Genomic DNA, 13,622 nt, shown 5'->3' with positions numbered 1-13,622 from the left:
GCAGGTACGGTTAGGCGCGTGATTGCTACCCCACCGCCTCGAAGCGCCCCCGAAGAGCCTGCACCGGGTTCGACTGCAGTGCAGGCCCAGCCCGCCGACGAGCGCGCGGGCCTCGCGCCCGCGATCGCCGCTGCCGCCTGGCCTGTCGCGGTGCTTCTGGTGCTCCACCGGCTGTTCCTCCTCGCGCGCGCGGGCTCGGTGACGGACGACTTCACCACCGTGTGGTCCGCAGCGCGCCGGTTTGTGGAACGCGTCCCCGTGTACAACGAGGTCTACAGCCACGTCAATCCGCACTACCTGTACAACCCGGGCGCGACCCTGCTGCTGTCGCCGCTGGGGCTGATTTCCGACATAGACCTGGCCCGTCCGCTGTTCATCGCCGTCAACGCCGCGTGCATCATCGCCGCTTTAGCGTGGCTGACCAAGCTTGCAGGCCGCCCGCTTTCCGGGCCGACGTTTCCCGTCGCCGTTGCGCTGGCGTTTTGCACCGAAGCCGTGACCAACACGCTGGTGTTTTCCAACATCAACGGCATACTCCTGCTCGCGCTGGTGGCCTTTATCACGCTCTTGCTTGCCCGCCGCGACATCGCCGCCGGTGTGGTACTGGGGTTGGCTATCTTGGTCAAGCCGATGTTCGCTCCGCTGCTGGTGCTGCCGCTGCTGCAGATGCGCTGGCGCCCCGCGCTCGGCGCTATCGGCGTCCCGGTGGTGATGAACCTCATCGCGTGGCCGTTCACGCCCGGCGCCCGCGACTACCTCGACGTGGTGGTGCCGTATCTGAAGGTCACGCGCGACTACGCCAACTCTTCCCTGTCCGGTTTCGCCGTCTATTTCGGCATGCCCCGCTGGGCCCATGCGCTGCTGTTCCTCCTCCTCGCCGCTGCGGTCGCCGGAGCGGTGCTCGGTCTTGTGCGCGTGCGCCACAGCCAGGAGCTGCTGTATCTCGCCGTGGGCTCCGGTGTGCTGCTCGCGGGAGTGTGCCTGTTGTCCTCCCTGGGCCAGGCGTACTACTCAATGATGTTGTTTCCCGCCCTGTTCACGGTGTTCCACCCGGACAGCCCCCTGCGCAGCTGGCCCGCTTGGCTCGGCGCGGCGCTGTGCCTGTCGCCCTTGAGCTGGTCCAGCTCGTTGCACCCTTTGACCGGCAGCTGGCTCAACACGTTTTTGCCCACCGCTGGGTGGGCCGTGTTTATTGTGGCGTGCGCTGCGTGGGTATTGTTTAGCCCAACCTTGTGGCGCACTCCGAAGGAAAGGATTGGGCGATGACGAATTTCAAGGACTTCACCGACGCGCAGTGGCGCGAGAAGCTCAGCCCGGAGGAGTTCCACGTCCTGCGGGAAGCAGGCACGGAGCCCCCAGGCGTCGGCGAGTACACCAACACCACCACCGAGGGTGTGTACCGCTGCCGCGCGTGCGGCGCTGAGCTGTTCCGCTCAACCGAGAAGTTTGATGCCCACTGCGGTTGGCCCTCGTTCTTCTCCCCACTGGCGGGCGACGCCATCATCGAGCGCGAGGACACCTCCCTCGGCATGGTGCGCACCGAGGTGTTGTGCGCGAACTGCCACTCCCACCTGGGCCACGTGTTCGCCGGCGAGGGTTTCGACACCCCCACCGACCTGCGCTACTGCATCAACTCGATTTCGCTGACGCTCGACGAAGCATAGAAAAGGCGCCGTCAAAGCAATTGCTTTACGACGCCACCTTCGGTCTACCCACGCCTAGGGCAGCACCGAAATAATTTCGCCGATGTCGCCGACACGGCGGCCCGTCTGGAACGGGATCTCCTCGCGGACGTGCAGGCGGGCCTCGGTGTAGCGCATGGTCTTCATCAACGCCTCGATGCGCTCGAGCGTCGGCGCCTCGAAGGCGAGCATCCACTCGTAATCGCCGAGCGTGAAGGCCTCGACGGTGTTGGCGCGCACATCCGCGAAATCGCGGGCCGCCATGCCGTGCTCCGCGAGGATGCGGCGGCGCTCCTGCGGGTCCATCACGTACCAGTCGTATGAGCGCACGAACGGGTAGACCGTGATCCAGTCCCCCGGCTCCTCGCCCATGATGAAGCTCGGGAGGTGGGACTTGTTGAACTCCGCAGGGCGGTGCAGACCGTTGCCGATCCAGCTCAGCTCCACCTTCTGCCCGAACGCGGTTTCGCGGCGGAAGTCCGCGAGCGCCTTCTGCAGGTGCTCAAACTCCTCGGCGTGCCACCAGATCATGAAGTCGGCGTCGGCGCGGATCCCGGTGTTGTCGTAGATGCCGCGGACAGTGACCACGCCTTCCTGCTCAAGGTTGGTGAAAAAGGCGCGAGCTTCGTCGATAAGCTCGCTGCGCTCGGCGCCAAGAGCACCAGGAACTGCGCGGAACACCGCAAACTGCAAAAACCGCTGCGTGGCGTTGAGTTTGTCAAAGTCGAGCTTGGCCATGTCTTGCCCCTTTCCTGCCGCAAGGCAGATCAAACAAAAGTCGGAGAACATTCTACGCCGTAGGTTCTGCCGCTCACGGCGCGCCTCCCCCAACGGCGCCGGTTGCTGGATACGTTTGACCCTGTGATGAAACCGGACACCACCTCCCCCATGTCCGCCGGCGGCGCGGGCAGCAACAGGGACGACCACGGCAACAGCGATTCCTGGCCCGCAGAGTTCAGCGCGGCCGTCGAATCCATGCACGCGGCGCGCCTGCGCCCAGAGATCACCCTGGGCACCATCCGCCCGCCACAGCGCCCCGCGCCGTTCAGCCACGCCGTTGGCCTCGAAGTCGCGCACGCTGACGAGGAAAACGTCCCGGTGGACTCTGAAGGCGACGCGTTCGGACGCCTAATCCTGCTGCACTCCCCCGCCGCTGAAGAGGCGTGGGAAGGCACCATGCGTCTGGTGGCCTACATTCAGGCCGACATGGACGACGCCGTGGCCTCCGACCCGCTTCTGCCTGACGTGGCCTGGCAGTGGCTCAACGAGTCGCTCGCAGAAACCGGTGCACGCCACACCAACCTCGGCGGCACGGTGACCTCGACCGCTTCGGTGCGGTTCGGCGAGATCGGCGGGCCGCCGCGCGCCTACCAGCTGGAGATGCGCGCCTCCTGGACCGCGGAGGGCACCGACCTCCAGCACCACGTGGAAGCTTTTTCCAAGGTGCTCGCCCACGTGGCAGGTTTACCGCCGGAAGGTGTGGCCCAGCTCAGCTCGCGCTAATATCTTTTCTTGATGAGTGCCCGGCTGGACTACCGCCTTGTAGACACGCCCGCCGCCTTCCATGAGGCGGCGGGCGCACTCGCGCACGGTCGCGGCCCGTTCGCCGTGGATACCGAACGCGCCTCCTCATTCCGCTACGGCGACCGCGCATTTCTCGTGCAAGTAGCGCGCCGAGGCGCGGGAACGTTCCTCATCGCCCCCGAAGGCCACCGAGACGAGGTCCGCGAGATCTTCGCCCCTGTGCTCGGCGGCCAGGAGTGGATCATCCACGCCGCGAGCGAAGACCTGCGCAGCCTGGCGCTGCTCGGGCTCCACCCCGGCGTGCTTTTCGATACTGAGCTCGCGTCGCGCCTCGTCGGCTACGACCGGCCGAACCTCGCCGCGATGGTCGAACGTTTCGTCGGCGTTGAACTGGAGAAAGGCCACGGGCACGAGGATTGGTCCCGCACGCCGCTTCCCAAATCGTGGCAGGACTACGCCGCGCTGGATGTGGAGTACCTCAACGAGCTCGCTGAGGCCCTCACCGAGGTGCTGGACGCCGAAGGCAAACTCCGCTGGGCCTTCGAGGAATTCGCGCACCTCATCTCCGTCTACTCGCTTACCCCGCGCCCTGTGAAGTCATGGCGCGACATGAAGGGCATCTCCTCCCTGCGCGACCAGTCCGGCCTCCAAGTGGCGCGCGAACTATGGCACGCACGCGAGGAAATCAGCGAACAGCGGGACATCGCTCCAGGGCGCCTGCTGCCCAACCGGGCGCTGCTCGATATCGCCCTCGCTGAGCCGGATTCACCCCGCGGCCTGACACGGGCCGTCGGAGGGAAGGGAATGCCCTCCCGGGAGGTTCGGCGCTGGCTAGGCGTGGTGGAACGCGCACTGGCGGCTGACCCCACCACGTGGCCGCGTCGCAAAGACCCGCGCGCAAACGGCACGCCATCGAAGTCCGGATGGGAGCGCCACTACCCAGAATCGTGGCAAATGCTGCAGCTGTGCCGCGAAGACATCGCCGCCAGCGCAGAAGACTTGGACATTCGCCCCGACATTTTGCTCACACCGGCAATTTTGCGCGAGACGGTGTGGAACGCACCTGACAACGGGCCGGCTTGGGACACCCACCAAGCAGCCTCGGCCCTAAAGAAGGCGGGGGCACGGCCGTGGCAGGTGGAACTTACGGCGCCAATTTTGGCCGCAGCCCACGCAGAGATGCTCGAACTGGTCTAGCGCTGACCTAATTTTCGGGATCCGCCAGGCTGGCCGCCCACTCGCGCACCTGCGCTGCAGCGGAGGCGGGATCAAGGCCGTACTCCTGCAGGATCTCGCCACGCGAAGCGTGCAACGGGAAGATGTCCGGGAATGCGAGCTGCCGCACCGGGGTATCCACTTCCGCAGCCGCGAGCGCCTCGGCAACAGCGGATCCCACGCCGCCGCGGACCACGCCGTCTTCGTACACCACCACCAGGTCAGCTTCCGCAGCCAATTCCAGCACGTCCGAGGAGACGGGGATGACCCAGCGCGGGTCAACCACGGTTGCCCGGATGCCGTCGGCAAGCACCGCTTCTGCGACCTCGAGGCCGTACTTCGCAAACGCACCGACAGCGACGATGAGCACGTCGATGTCGTCCTCGGTGCCCTCTCCGTCGAGGCGCGACAGCACGTCCGTGCCGCCGGAAAGTCGCTCCAACGCGTCAATATCTGCGCCGACAGCGCCCTTTGGGAAGCGGACGACCGTCGGGCCGTCATCGACAGCGATTGCCTCGGAGAACTCCTCCCGCAATCGGGCGGCGTCGCGCGGCGCCGCGATGCGGATGCCCGGCACAATGGAGGCGATTGCCATATCCCAGACACCGTTGTGGCTGGCGCCGTCAGACCCGGTCACACCCGCGCGGTCGAGCACCAGCGTCACAGGCTGGTTAATCAGCCCCACATCCATCAGCAGCTGGTCGAACGCCCGGTTCAAAAACGTCGAGTACACCGCAACGACTGGGTGCAGGCCGCCGAGGGCCATGCCGGAGGCGGATGCGACGGCGTGCTGCTCCGCGATACCGACGTCGAAGAAGCGGTCCGGGAACTGCTCCGCAAAAGGCTGCAGGCCGGTCGGGCCCGCCATCGCCGCGGTAATGGCCACAATGTCGTCTCGCTCATGGCCGGCGCGCAGCAACTCCTTGGTGAACACGGAGGTCCAGCCCGGCTCAGAGGAGGCGAGAGACCGTCCAGTCACCGGGTCAATCACACCCGTGGAGTGCATCTGGTCCGCCACGTTGTTCACGGCCGGCGCGAACCCGTGGCCCTTCTCAGTGACCACGTGCACGATCAGCGGGCCCTCGTAGCGCTTGGCGTACTTGAACGCGTTGAGCAGGCTCTTAATGTCGTGCCCTTCCACCGGGCCGACGTACTTCATGCCCAGCTCCGGGAACATTTCGGTGGGCAGCACCTGGTACTTCACGCCCTCTTTGAGCGCGTGCAGCGCGTCAAAGGTGCGCTCGCCCACCCAGCCCATGGACTTCAGCGTCTTCTTGCCGGACTCCATCACTTCGTCGTACGCCGGCTGCATGCGAAGCGCCGCAAGCTGGTCGCGCAGCTTGGTCAGGTTGTTGGCGAACCCGCCGATGGTCGGCGAGTAGGACCGGCCGTTGTCGTTGACCACGATGACGACATTGCGGTTGGCCGCCGCGATGTTGTTCAGCGCCTCCCAGCACATGCCGCCGGTCAGCGCGCCGTCACCCACAACGGCGACAACGTTGTCGCCGTCCCGTCCCATCAACGCCTTCGCCTTTGCAAGGCCGTCCGCGTAGGACAGCGACGCGCTGGCGTGCGAAGACTCGGTCCAATCGTGCTCCGACTCCGCGCGCGCGGTGTAGCCGGAAAGCCCGCCCTTCTTGCGCAGCGTGTCGAACTGCCCGCCGCGCCCAGTGAGGATCTTGTGCACGTACGACTGGTGGGACGTGTCCCAAATAATCGGGTCGTTCGGTGAATCGAAGATGTAGTGCAGCGCAATGGTCATCTCCACAACACCCAGGTTTGGGCCGAGGTGCCCGCCGGTGGCGGAGACCTTCTGGATCAGCATCTGACGGATCTCATCCGCAAGATCATCGAGCTGCGCAGGAGAAAGCTTGCGGACATCCGCTGGCGTCGCAATATGCTCGAGCAGTGCCACAGTCCTGTCGTACTCCTTCGCCGTATCGGGCGCGCCCCGAATGGGCGCAGCTGCCGTTTCGTTCACGCTAGTTTACACGCTGGCTTTTAGACGAATTCTCGTCCCGCTACACCGCTTCAAGCACCGCGATCACTTCGAAGTGGTGGGTGTTCGGGAACGCGTCGATAAGCTTCATCTGCTTGACCGCGTAGCCGTGCTCGCCAAAACCCGCCAGGTCGCGAGCGAACGTTGCCGGGTCGCAGCCGACGTGGATGATGCGCTCGGGTGCCGCCTGGGCAATCGCACGGACCACCTCGGCGCCAGCGCCTGCACGCGGCGGGTCCAGCACAACCAAACCCGGCGGTCGCTCCAGCTCGCCGACGACCACCGCCACGTCGCCGTGGTGGACGCGCACATCGCATGCGTCCGCGACCTGCTGGCGGCGGGAGGTTGCTGCGCTGGAATAGTCCACCGACTCGATTCGGCCGCCGCCGAGCGCCTCGCTCATCGACGGCACGAACGCGCCGACGCCGCCGTAGAGGTCCCAGCCCACACGGTTGGTGTACTCCCCCGCACCCCACTGCGCGATCACGTCGGAGTACGCCTCAGGGGCGCGCAGGTGCGCCTGCCAAAACGCAGTTGGTGGAAAGACGAAGTCGAACCCGCGTACGCGCTCCACCAGTTCACCTGGACCTTCAATCACGCGCTCGACGCGCTCAACGCGGCGGCCGCGTTGCGCAGCCTGGGTCTCCACTACGTGGCGGGTGCGGTCGGCATCAACCGCAACGACGAGCTCGGCGCCGGGAGTGAACTTCTCGGCCTGTTCTCCCACGATGCCGTCGAGCAAGCCCGGCACCGGCTGGGTGCACGCCACCCCTGCGACAACGTCGGTGGAACGCGCCCGCCGCATGCCGGCGTTGCCCTGGCTGTCCACGCCAAGCCGGACGCGGGTGCGCCACCCGGTGACCGGCTGGAGCTGGACCGCCTCCACTGCACCAAGGTCGAGCGCGTCAAGCACCCCGGAGCGGGAAGAAAGCGCTCCAAGTTGTCCAAGCAGCACCTCGCGCTTGAACTCCAGCTGCGCATCTGCCTCGATATGGGAAAAGTCGCAGCACCCCGCGCCTGCGGCCGCCGCGGGGCAGGTGGGATCGACTCGGTGCGGCGACGGCTCAAGCACAGCGGTGGTCTCCGCGCGGGCCCAACGCTTCTTCGCCTTCGTCAGCGTCGCCTCCACCGTGTCGTCGGGGATTGCGCCGCGGACGAACACCACGCGGCCGTCGGGCGCGTCGGCAATGCCTTCACCGCCGTGAGCCATGGCCCGGACATGCAAGCGCACCGGCTCCCCGACCGCGAGAGCGGGCGAGCCGGTGCCGTGCTGAAGCTCCGCCACTTACTCGGCAGCAGACGGGGTGTCGCCGCCTGCCTTCGTGCTGCCGCCGGCTGCGCGGCGCTCGCGCAGCTCCTGCAGCTGCTTCTGATTCTCCGCGTTTTGGGCGATGATTTGCTTCAGCGCGTCGCTCAGGGCGTTCGGGTTACCCTCCGCCGGAGCCTGCGCGGAAGCCTGGCCCTGACGCGCCTTGGCCTCAGCTGCGGCCTGCACCTGCTGCGCCAGCTGCGCAGGCAGGACAACCTGCAGGGAGTTGCCGGCCAGGATCGGGTCCTCGCCGCGGTAGACGAAGGAGCGCGCGATGGTCTCGCGGCCGATTTCTGCGAGCTGGTCTTCAGACCCAGTCGGCGCCGCCAGAGTCACGCGGTAGAGCCAGCGCGGGCCCTCCACACCGATGATGCGGATGACGCCGTTTGTGCCGGTGCCCACGATCTCCTGGCCCCACGGGCCCTGCTGGATCTCCACCGGCATGCCTTCGGCGCGCATGCCCTCAATGATCTCCTGCGAGGATTCCTCCCACAGGCCGCCGGTGCGCGGCGCGGCGAATGCCACCGGGGTAATGCGACCGTAGCGGGTGACTACGTGGACCATCTTGGGGCCCTGTTCACCCATCTCCACCTGCACCTGGGATTCCTTCGGCAGCGGGACGCGGATGGAACCGAGGTTCAGGGTGACGTTGGAAAAATCCGAGAAGTCGAAGTCCTCGATGTCCACGTTGTCGCCGTCGAACGGGCCGGTGGAGCCGCCGACCGGGTCGTAGTCCGTCAGCGCCTCCACACCAGCTGCGGCGGAAGCGACAGGTGCGGACGCGGGGGCAGCTTCCTGCTTTTCAACGGGCGAAGCTTCCTCAGCAGCCTCGATCTTCGGCGCTGCCTCAGGCTCGGCCGCGGGCTGGTCCTGCTCGGCCGCGGGCTGGTCCTGCTTCGGCTCGAGCGGCGAGGACTCTACAGGATTCTCCTGCTTCTGCTTCTTCTTTTTCTTGCCAAACGGCCAAAATGCCATCGGTGGTCACTCCCTAAATTGGTGGTCGCAGATGAGTGTAATTCTTGTGTTTGCGGTTACTGACTGTAGCCCGTGCTAGTGCGTGCCGGTCGAGCCGTACCCGCCCGCGCCGCGCTGTGTTTCGTCCAGCGCCTCAACCTCGGTGAAATCCACCAATTCCACGCGCTGAATCACCAGCTGCGCGATCCGCATGCCGCGGGTGATCTCGATCGGCAGGGATCGGTCGGTGTTGAGCAGGCAGACCTTCAACTCTCCGCGGTAGCCCGCGTCGATCGTGCCGGGCGTGTTGACGATGCTCAACCCGTGCTTGGCGGCCATGCCGGAGCGCGGGTGGATCAGGCCGACCGTGCCTACCGGCAGCGCGATTGCCACACCGGTGGCCACCAGCGCCCGCTCCCCCGGCTGCAACACCAGATCTTCTGTGGAATACAGGTCCGCGCCGGCGTCCTCCGGATGTGCCCGCATCGGCATTGGCAGCTCCGGATCAAGGCGCTTGACTGGAATCGGCGGGAGCGGATCGCCACCGTAGGTGCTGTACGTGCTGTTTTGGTTCTCCACCCGCCCCACACTACGTCAGTGCCGCTCCGGCAGCGCTACTTCGTCGGGGCACTGCGCCGGGCTCCCCCGTTGCTGCCGCGCAAGTATGTCCCTGCGTTTGCCCCGCCTATTGTGGAATGCGTGAGTGAGACCGCTTCGACCCCTTCAAACCCCGGCTCCGAGAATGCAGCACCGGCTGCGACGGCACCTCAGGCAAAGGTGTTGTACACGGAGCGCCAGTGGGTGCCTTGGTATTGGTGGGCTGCCCTCGCCGGGCTCGCTCTGCTGCTCGCCGGGCAGTTGGGCCTCAACCGCAACGTGTGGTGGTTCGCAGTTCCGCTAGTGCTGTTCACTGCCCTATTCGCGTGGTTTTTGTTCTGGTTGTCGCGCACCACAGTCTCCGTTGAGCAGGATCCGGACGGCACGCGCTGGCTGCTCGTAGACGACGCGAACCTGCCCAGCACAGTAGTTTCACGCTCGATGGTGGTGCCGGGTTCCGCCCGCCAGAATGCGTTGGGGCGCCAGCTGGATCCGGCGGCGTATTTGGTCTCGCGCCCCTGGGTCAGCGAACACGTGCTGATCGTCTTGGACGACCCGGAGGACCCCACCCCGTACTGGCTGGTCTCCTCGAAGAACCCCGAAGCGGTGCTGGCGGCCTTCGCGCCAGGCACTACCGCCGGGTAGCCCGGAGCGTCACAGCAGACAACAAAGGGCGGCGCCATCTGTCGGGATGGGACCGCCCTTTAGCCGTCGATAAGCAGATGCTTACTCGCAGTCGAGGCAGATCTTGGAACCGTCTCCCTCGGTGTAGGCGAGGCGCTTGTTCTTCTGCACGAGGAAGCAGGACGCGCAGGTGAACTCGTCGTCCTGGCGCGGCTTGACCTCGACGTTGAGTTCTTCGCCGGAGAGGTCCTGGGTCGGAGGCTCCACCGGTTCCACGATCTCGCCATCGTCGTCCATGCTGCTGCCAGCTACTTCAGCAGCCTTGAGACCTTCCAAGGAGTCGGTCTCAATCTCGTCGTCCATGCGGCGGCGAGGCGCGTCGTAATCGGTGGCCATGGTGTGTGTCCTCCAGCTCAGCGTGGTCGCCCCGGGAGGGGCCTGAATGTCGTTATTTGAGCGGAATACTAGGTCAAACACATAGCCCTGTCATCTTTCCTGCTCAGAAGCAGAAAACTTCAGTCGCGATGCGCAGTAGCAAGGCGGAACTGCCGTGACGTTTGTACACTTCACTGCATGACAGAACAGGCTCGAGGTTTCGGCGTTGATGTGGGCGGCTCCGGCGTGAAGGGGGCCGTAGTGGATCTGCGCACCGGCGAATTCGTGAGCGAACGCGTGAAGATTGCTACGCCGCAGCCGGCAACGCCGGAAGCGGTGGCCGAAGTGGTCGCGCAAATTGTCCGGCAGTGCGATTGGGACGGCCCCGTCGGGGTCACCCTCCCCTCCGTGGTGACCCAGCAGGTCGCGCGCACCGCTGCCAACATCGATGAATCGTGGGTGGGCACCAATGTGCACGACCTGTTCACCCAAGCGCTGGGCCGCGATGCCGTCTCTGTGCTCAACGACGCGGACGCGGCCGGCATCGCCGAGGTGGCCTTCGGCGATGAGGCCGCCCGCAAGGGGGCAGTCATCTTCCTCACCTTCGGCACCGGCATCGGGTCGGCGTTTCTCATGGACGGCACGGTGTTCCCCAACACCGAACTCGGGCACATGCTTATCGACGGCACCGAGGCAGAGCACCTCGCCTCCTCCGCGGCAAAAGACCGGGAGGAGTTGAGCTACAAGAAGTGGGCCAAACGTGTGGATAAGGTGCTCCACGAGTACGACCGGTTGTTCAACCCGGCCGCGTTCATCGTCGGCGGCGGGATTTCCCGCCATTCCGAAAAGTGGGTCCCATTGCTCACGGTGGACACCCCGGTTGTTCCAGCAGCGTTGCGCAACCGTGCAGGAATCGTGGGGGCAGCGATGGCCGCCCAGAACCATGTCGCACCGTAGACCAGCCTGAAGGTTGTTGTACGGTGGTTGCCGTTAAACGGTCAGTCCGCGGGGGAAGGAATACTCCGCTCGGACGACTGTTAATATTGGCGTTCTGAAAATTTCGGGACGCATACGTACCCTGGATTGCCAGTGGTAAGGTCCGATTGACTCGAAAGGGCGTACGTGGTAGCCAGCCAAGCTTCAAGCAACAGTGCCGACGACGTGACTGCGGTTTCGTCCGACGGCGGCGCAGGCAGCGTTGCCAAGTCCAGCGCGAAAAAGACAGCCAAGAAAGCTGCGAAGAAAACCGCGAAGAAGACCGCCAAAAAGACGGTGAAGAAGGCAGCTAAGAAGACTGCGAAGAAGACCGCAAAAAAGTCTGCCAAGAAAACTGCCAAGAAGACGACGGCGAAGAAAGCCACAGCAAAGAAGGCGACCAAGGCCGCGAAAAGCGCCGCGGGCGATGCCGACGAGCTGGACGACGAGCTTCAGTCCGTCACCGGCGGCGCGGACGAATTGGACGATCAGGATTCCGACCGCGATGACGCGGATTACGATGCGGAGATCGGCGACGATGACGATGCCTTCGACGAGGATATCGACGGTGCTCTCGGCGACGACAGCGAGGATGACGACGACCTCGCCGAAGACGGCGACGATGATGAGGACGAAGAAGACGAGGACGAGGGCTCCTCTGTCTGGGACATCGAGGAATCTGCCGCGCTGCGCCAGGCGCGCAAGGATGCGCAGCTGACCGCCTCGGCAGACTCGGTGCGCGCCTACCTCAAGCAGATCGGCAAGGTTGCCCTGCTCGATGCTGAGCAGGAGGTGTCCCTGGCCAAGCGCATCGAGGCTGGGCTGTACGCGCAGTACCGCCTCGACGAGATGGCGCGCGCCGCCGCGGAGGGCGACAAGGACGCCAAGCTCACCCCGGCGGTGAAGCGCGATCTGCGCGCAGTGGCGCGCGACGGCCGGAAGGCGAAGAACCACCTGCTGGAGGCGAACCTTCGTCTGGTGGTCTCCCTTGCGAAGCGCTACACCGGCCGCGGCATGGCTTTCTTGGACCTGATCCAGGAGGGCAACCTGGGTCTGATCCGTGCCGTGGAGAAGTTCGACTACTCCAAGGGCTACAAGTTCTCCACCTACGCCACCTGGTGGATCCGCCAGGCCATCACCCGTGCGATGGCGGACCAGGCGCGCACCATCCGTATCCCGGTGCACATGGTCGAGGTCATCAACAAGCTCGGCCGTATCCAGCGCGAGCTGCTGCAGGACCTCGGCCGCGAGCCGACGCCGCTCGAGCTGGCGAAGGAAATGGATATCACCGAGGAGAAGGTCCTCGAGATCCAGCAGTACGCCCGCGAGCCGATCTCCCTCGACCAGACCATCGGCGATGAGGGCGACAGCCAGCTCGGCGACTTCATCGAGGACTCCGAGGCTGTCGTGGCTGTGGACGCGGTGTCCTTCACCCTGCTGCAGGACCAGCTGCAGGACGTCCTGCACACCCTGTCCGAGCGCGAGGCCGGCGTTGTGCGCCTGCGCTTCGGGCTTACCGACGGCATGCCGCGCACCCTCGACGAGATCGGCCAGGTCTACGGTGTGACGCGCGAGCGCATCCGCCAGATCGAGTCCAAGACGATGTCGAAGCTGCGCCACCCGTCCCGTTCGCAGGTGCTGCGCGACTACCTGGACTAACAGCCTGGTTTAGGCCCGAAACGCGTAAACGCCCCGGCCGCTCGTGGCCGGGGCGTTAGCCGTCGAAAAGCAAAGTGCCTAGTTGTTCAAGCTCTTTTCAACCTCGTCCTCGATGCAGGACTGGTACTGCTCGTTATCGCCCTGGAACTGCTCGCACGCCTCCATGACTCCGTCGTCCAAGAGCTGCTTCGCCACAGAGATGCCGAAGATGAGCATCAGTGCCGACAGGATGGTGGCGATGGCGCCCATGACGATGCCGGAGATCGCCATGCCCTTGCGGGAGCCCGGGCCGACGATGGAGTTGGCCTTCTTCACGCCGACGATGCCCAGGATCAGCGCGATCACGCCGAGCACGAGGCCCGGCAAGAGGAACAGCAGGCCCAGCAAGGACAGGATGCCCAGGATCATCGCTGCGAGGGCGACACCGTTGTTCTGCTGGGGCGGTGCTGCCTCGTAGCCGTACGACGTCGGCGGCTGGTTGTAGTTGCTGCCGGCCATGCCGTAACCGGCGTGGCCAGGCTCGCCGCGGGTGTAGTCCGGCTGCAGCTGCTCGGGGGCGGTGTAGTCGCCATAGTTGGAAACGCCCTCCGGGTGGCCGCCAGCAGGGTTGGTGCCGTACTGGCCGCCACCGTAGGGGTTTTCACCGTACGGGTTCTGGCCGTTCGGATTTTGACCGTTCGGGTTCTGGCCGTTGTAAGGGGTGCTCATC

14 protein-coding genes are annotated in these 13,622 nt (G+C 65.4%); 7 read left to right on the top strand and 7 right to left on the bottom strand.

The window, feature by feature from the left end:
- The first annotated feature begins 18 nt into the window (after positions 1-18).
- Both O5O53_RS05235 and msrB read left to right on the top strand, forming a co-directional pair.
- On the top strand, positions 19-1,266 hold the full coding sequence (locus O5O53_RS05235; protein ID WP_269509623.1) for a glycosyltransferase family 87 protein: 1,248 nt from the start codon (positions 19-21) through the stop codon (positions 1,264-1,266).
- Positions 1,263-1,664: a peptide-methionine (R)-S-oxide reductase MsrB gene (msrB, locus tag O5O53_RS05230; RefSeq protein WP_269509621.1), complete on the top strand. Its 402-nt coding sequence runs from the start codon at positions 1,263-1,265 to the stop codon at positions 1,662-1,664. Before O5O53_RS05235 ends, msrB begins: the two co-directional genes overlap by 4 nt.
- 54 nt (positions 1,665-1,718) lie before the next feature.
- Here msrB and hemQ read toward each other — a convergent pair whose 3' ends face one another.
- On the bottom strand, positions 1,719-2,420 hold the full coding sequence (gene hemQ / locus O5O53_RS05225; RefSeq protein WP_181888549.1) for a hydrogen peroxide-dependent heme synthase: 702 nt from the start codon (positions 2,418-2,420) through the stop codon (positions 1,719-1,721).
- Between the two features lie 150 nt (positions 2,421-2,570).
- Here hemQ and O5O53_RS05220 point away from each other — a divergent pair, with 150 nt between their 5' ends.
- Together O5O53_RS05220 and O5O53_RS05215 are read left to right on the top strand one after the other, a co-directional pair.
- A complete protein-coding gene (locus tag O5O53_RS05220) occupies positions 2,571-3,185 on the top strand; it encodes a DUF3000 domain-containing protein (protein ID WP_236883496.1) in 615 nt (204 codons plus the stop codon).
- Between the two features lie 12 nt (positions 3,186-3,197).
- On the top strand, positions 3,198-4,403 hold the full coding sequence (locus tag O5O53_RS05215) for an HRDC domain-containing protein (protein ID WP_239306936.1): 1,206 nt from the start codon (positions 3,198-3,200) through the stop codon (positions 4,401-4,403).
- Between the two features lie 7 nt (positions 4,404-4,410).
- Here the strand turns inward: O5O53_RS05215 and dxs are convergent, their stop codons facing one another.
- The 4 genes from dxs to dut form a co-directional block, all read right to left on the bottom strand.
- Positions 4,411-6,336, bottom strand: a complete 1,926-nt coding sequence (dxs, locus tag O5O53_RS05210; RefSeq protein ID WP_181888551.1) for a 1-deoxy-D-xylulose-5-phosphate synthase — start codon at positions 6,334-6,336, stop codon at positions 4,411-4,413.
- Positions 6,337-6,442: 106 nt separating this feature from the next.
- Positions 6,443-7,705, bottom strand: coding sequence for a class I SAM-dependent RNA methyltransferase (locus O5O53_RS05205; RefSeq protein ID WP_269509619.1), 1,263 nt, complete (start codon positions 7,703-7,705; stop codon positions 6,443-6,445).
- Positions 7,706-8,704 (bottom strand): DUF3710 domain-containing protein, encoded by a 999-nt coding sequence (locus O5O53_RS05200; RefSeq protein ID WP_269509617.1) that lies wholly within the window; start codon positions 8,702-8,704, stop codon positions 7,706-7,708.
- A 75-nt stretch (positions 8,705-8,779) separates the two neighbouring features.
- Positions 8,780-9,262, bottom strand: coding sequence for a dUTP diphosphatase (dut, locus tag O5O53_RS05195; RefSeq protein ID WP_269509615.1), 483 nt, complete (start codon positions 9,260-9,262; stop codon positions 8,780-8,782).
- A 120-nt stretch (positions 9,263-9,382) separates the two neighbouring features.
- Here dut and O5O53_RS05190 point away from each other — a divergent pair, with 120 nt between their 5' ends.
- Positions 9,383-9,925, top strand: a complete 543-nt coding sequence (locus tag O5O53_RS05190) for a DUF3093 domain-containing protein (protein ID WP_269509613.1) — start codon at positions 9,383-9,385, stop codon at positions 9,923-9,925.
- Between the two features lie 81 nt (positions 9,926-10,006).
- On the opposite strand, the gene O5O53_RS05185 is transcribed toward O5O53_RS05190, so the two are convergent.
- Positions 10,007-10,300, bottom strand: coding sequence for a DUF4193 domain-containing protein (locus tag O5O53_RS05185; protein WP_269509611.1), 294 nt, complete (start codon positions 10,298-10,300; stop codon positions 10,007-10,009).
- Between the two features lie 177 nt (positions 10,301-10,477).
- Between O5O53_RS05185 and ppgK the strand changes: the two genes are divergently transcribed.
- Together ppgK and O5O53_RS05175 are read left to right on the top strand one after the other, a co-directional pair.
- Positions 10,478-11,236, top strand: coding sequence for a polyphosphate--glucose phosphotransferase (gene ppgK / locus O5O53_RS05180; protein ID WP_269509609.1), 759 nt, complete (start codon positions 10,478-10,480; stop codon positions 11,234-11,236).
- A gap of 165 nt (positions 11,237-11,401) precedes the next feature.
- Entirely contained in the window at positions 11,402-12,913 is a 1,512-nt protein-coding gene (locus O5O53_RS05175) for an RNA polymerase sigma factor (protein WP_269509607.1), read from the top strand.
- Positions 12,914-12,991: 78 nt separating this feature from the next.
- On the opposite strand, the gene O5O53_RS05170 is transcribed toward O5O53_RS05175, so the two are convergent.
- Positions 12,992-13,621 (bottom strand): DUF4190 domain-containing protein, encoded by a 630-nt coding sequence (locus tag O5O53_RS05170; RefSeq protein ID WP_269509605.1) that lies wholly within the window; start codon positions 13,619-13,621, stop codon positions 12,992-12,994.
- Position 13,622: the final 1 nt, after the last annotated feature.

Origin of the sequence: Corynebacterium faecium, assembly GCF_027257105.1 — a bacterium.
In the GTDB taxonomy this organism is placed as follows: domain Bacteria; phylum Actinomycetota; class Actinomycetes; order Mycobacteriales; family Mycobacteriaceae; genus Corynebacterium; species Corynebacterium lehmanniae.
The sequence above is the reverse complement of the archived record's forward strand: the minus strand, read 5'-3'. Positions and strand labels throughout refer to the sequence as shown.

Coding starts and splice junctions, on each gene's coding strand:
- ppgK (WP_269509609.1), top strand. CDS start 10,478: ATGACAGAACAGGCTCGAGGTTTCGGCGTTGATGTGGGCGGCTCCGGC.
- hemQ (WP_181888549.1), bottom strand. CDS start 2,420: ATGGCCAAGCTCGACTTTGACAAACTCAACGCCACGCAGCGGTTTTTG.
- O5O53_RS05200 (WP_269509617.1), bottom strand. CDS start 8,704: ATGGCATTTTGGCCGTTTGGCAAGAAAAAGAAGAAGCAGAAGCAGGAG.
- O5O53_RS05215 (WP_239306936.1), top strand. CDS start 3,198: ATGAGTGCCCGGCTGGACTACCGCCTTGTAGACACGCCCGCCGCCTTC.
- O5O53_RS05170 (WP_269509605.1), bottom strand. CDS start 13,621: ATGAGCACCCCTTACAACGGCCAGAACCCGAACGGTCAAAATCCGAAC.
- O5O53_RS05220 (WP_236883496.1), top strand. CDS start 2,571: ATGTCCGCCGGCGGCGCGGGCAGCAACAGGGACGACCACGGCAACAGC.
- O5O53_RS05185 (WP_269509611.1), bottom strand. CDS start 10,300: ATGGCCACCGATTACGACGCGCCTCGCCGCCGCATGGACGACGAGATT.
- msrB (WP_269509621.1), top strand. CDS start 1,263: ATGACGAATTTCAAGGACTTCACCGACGCGCAGTGGCGCGAGAAGCTC.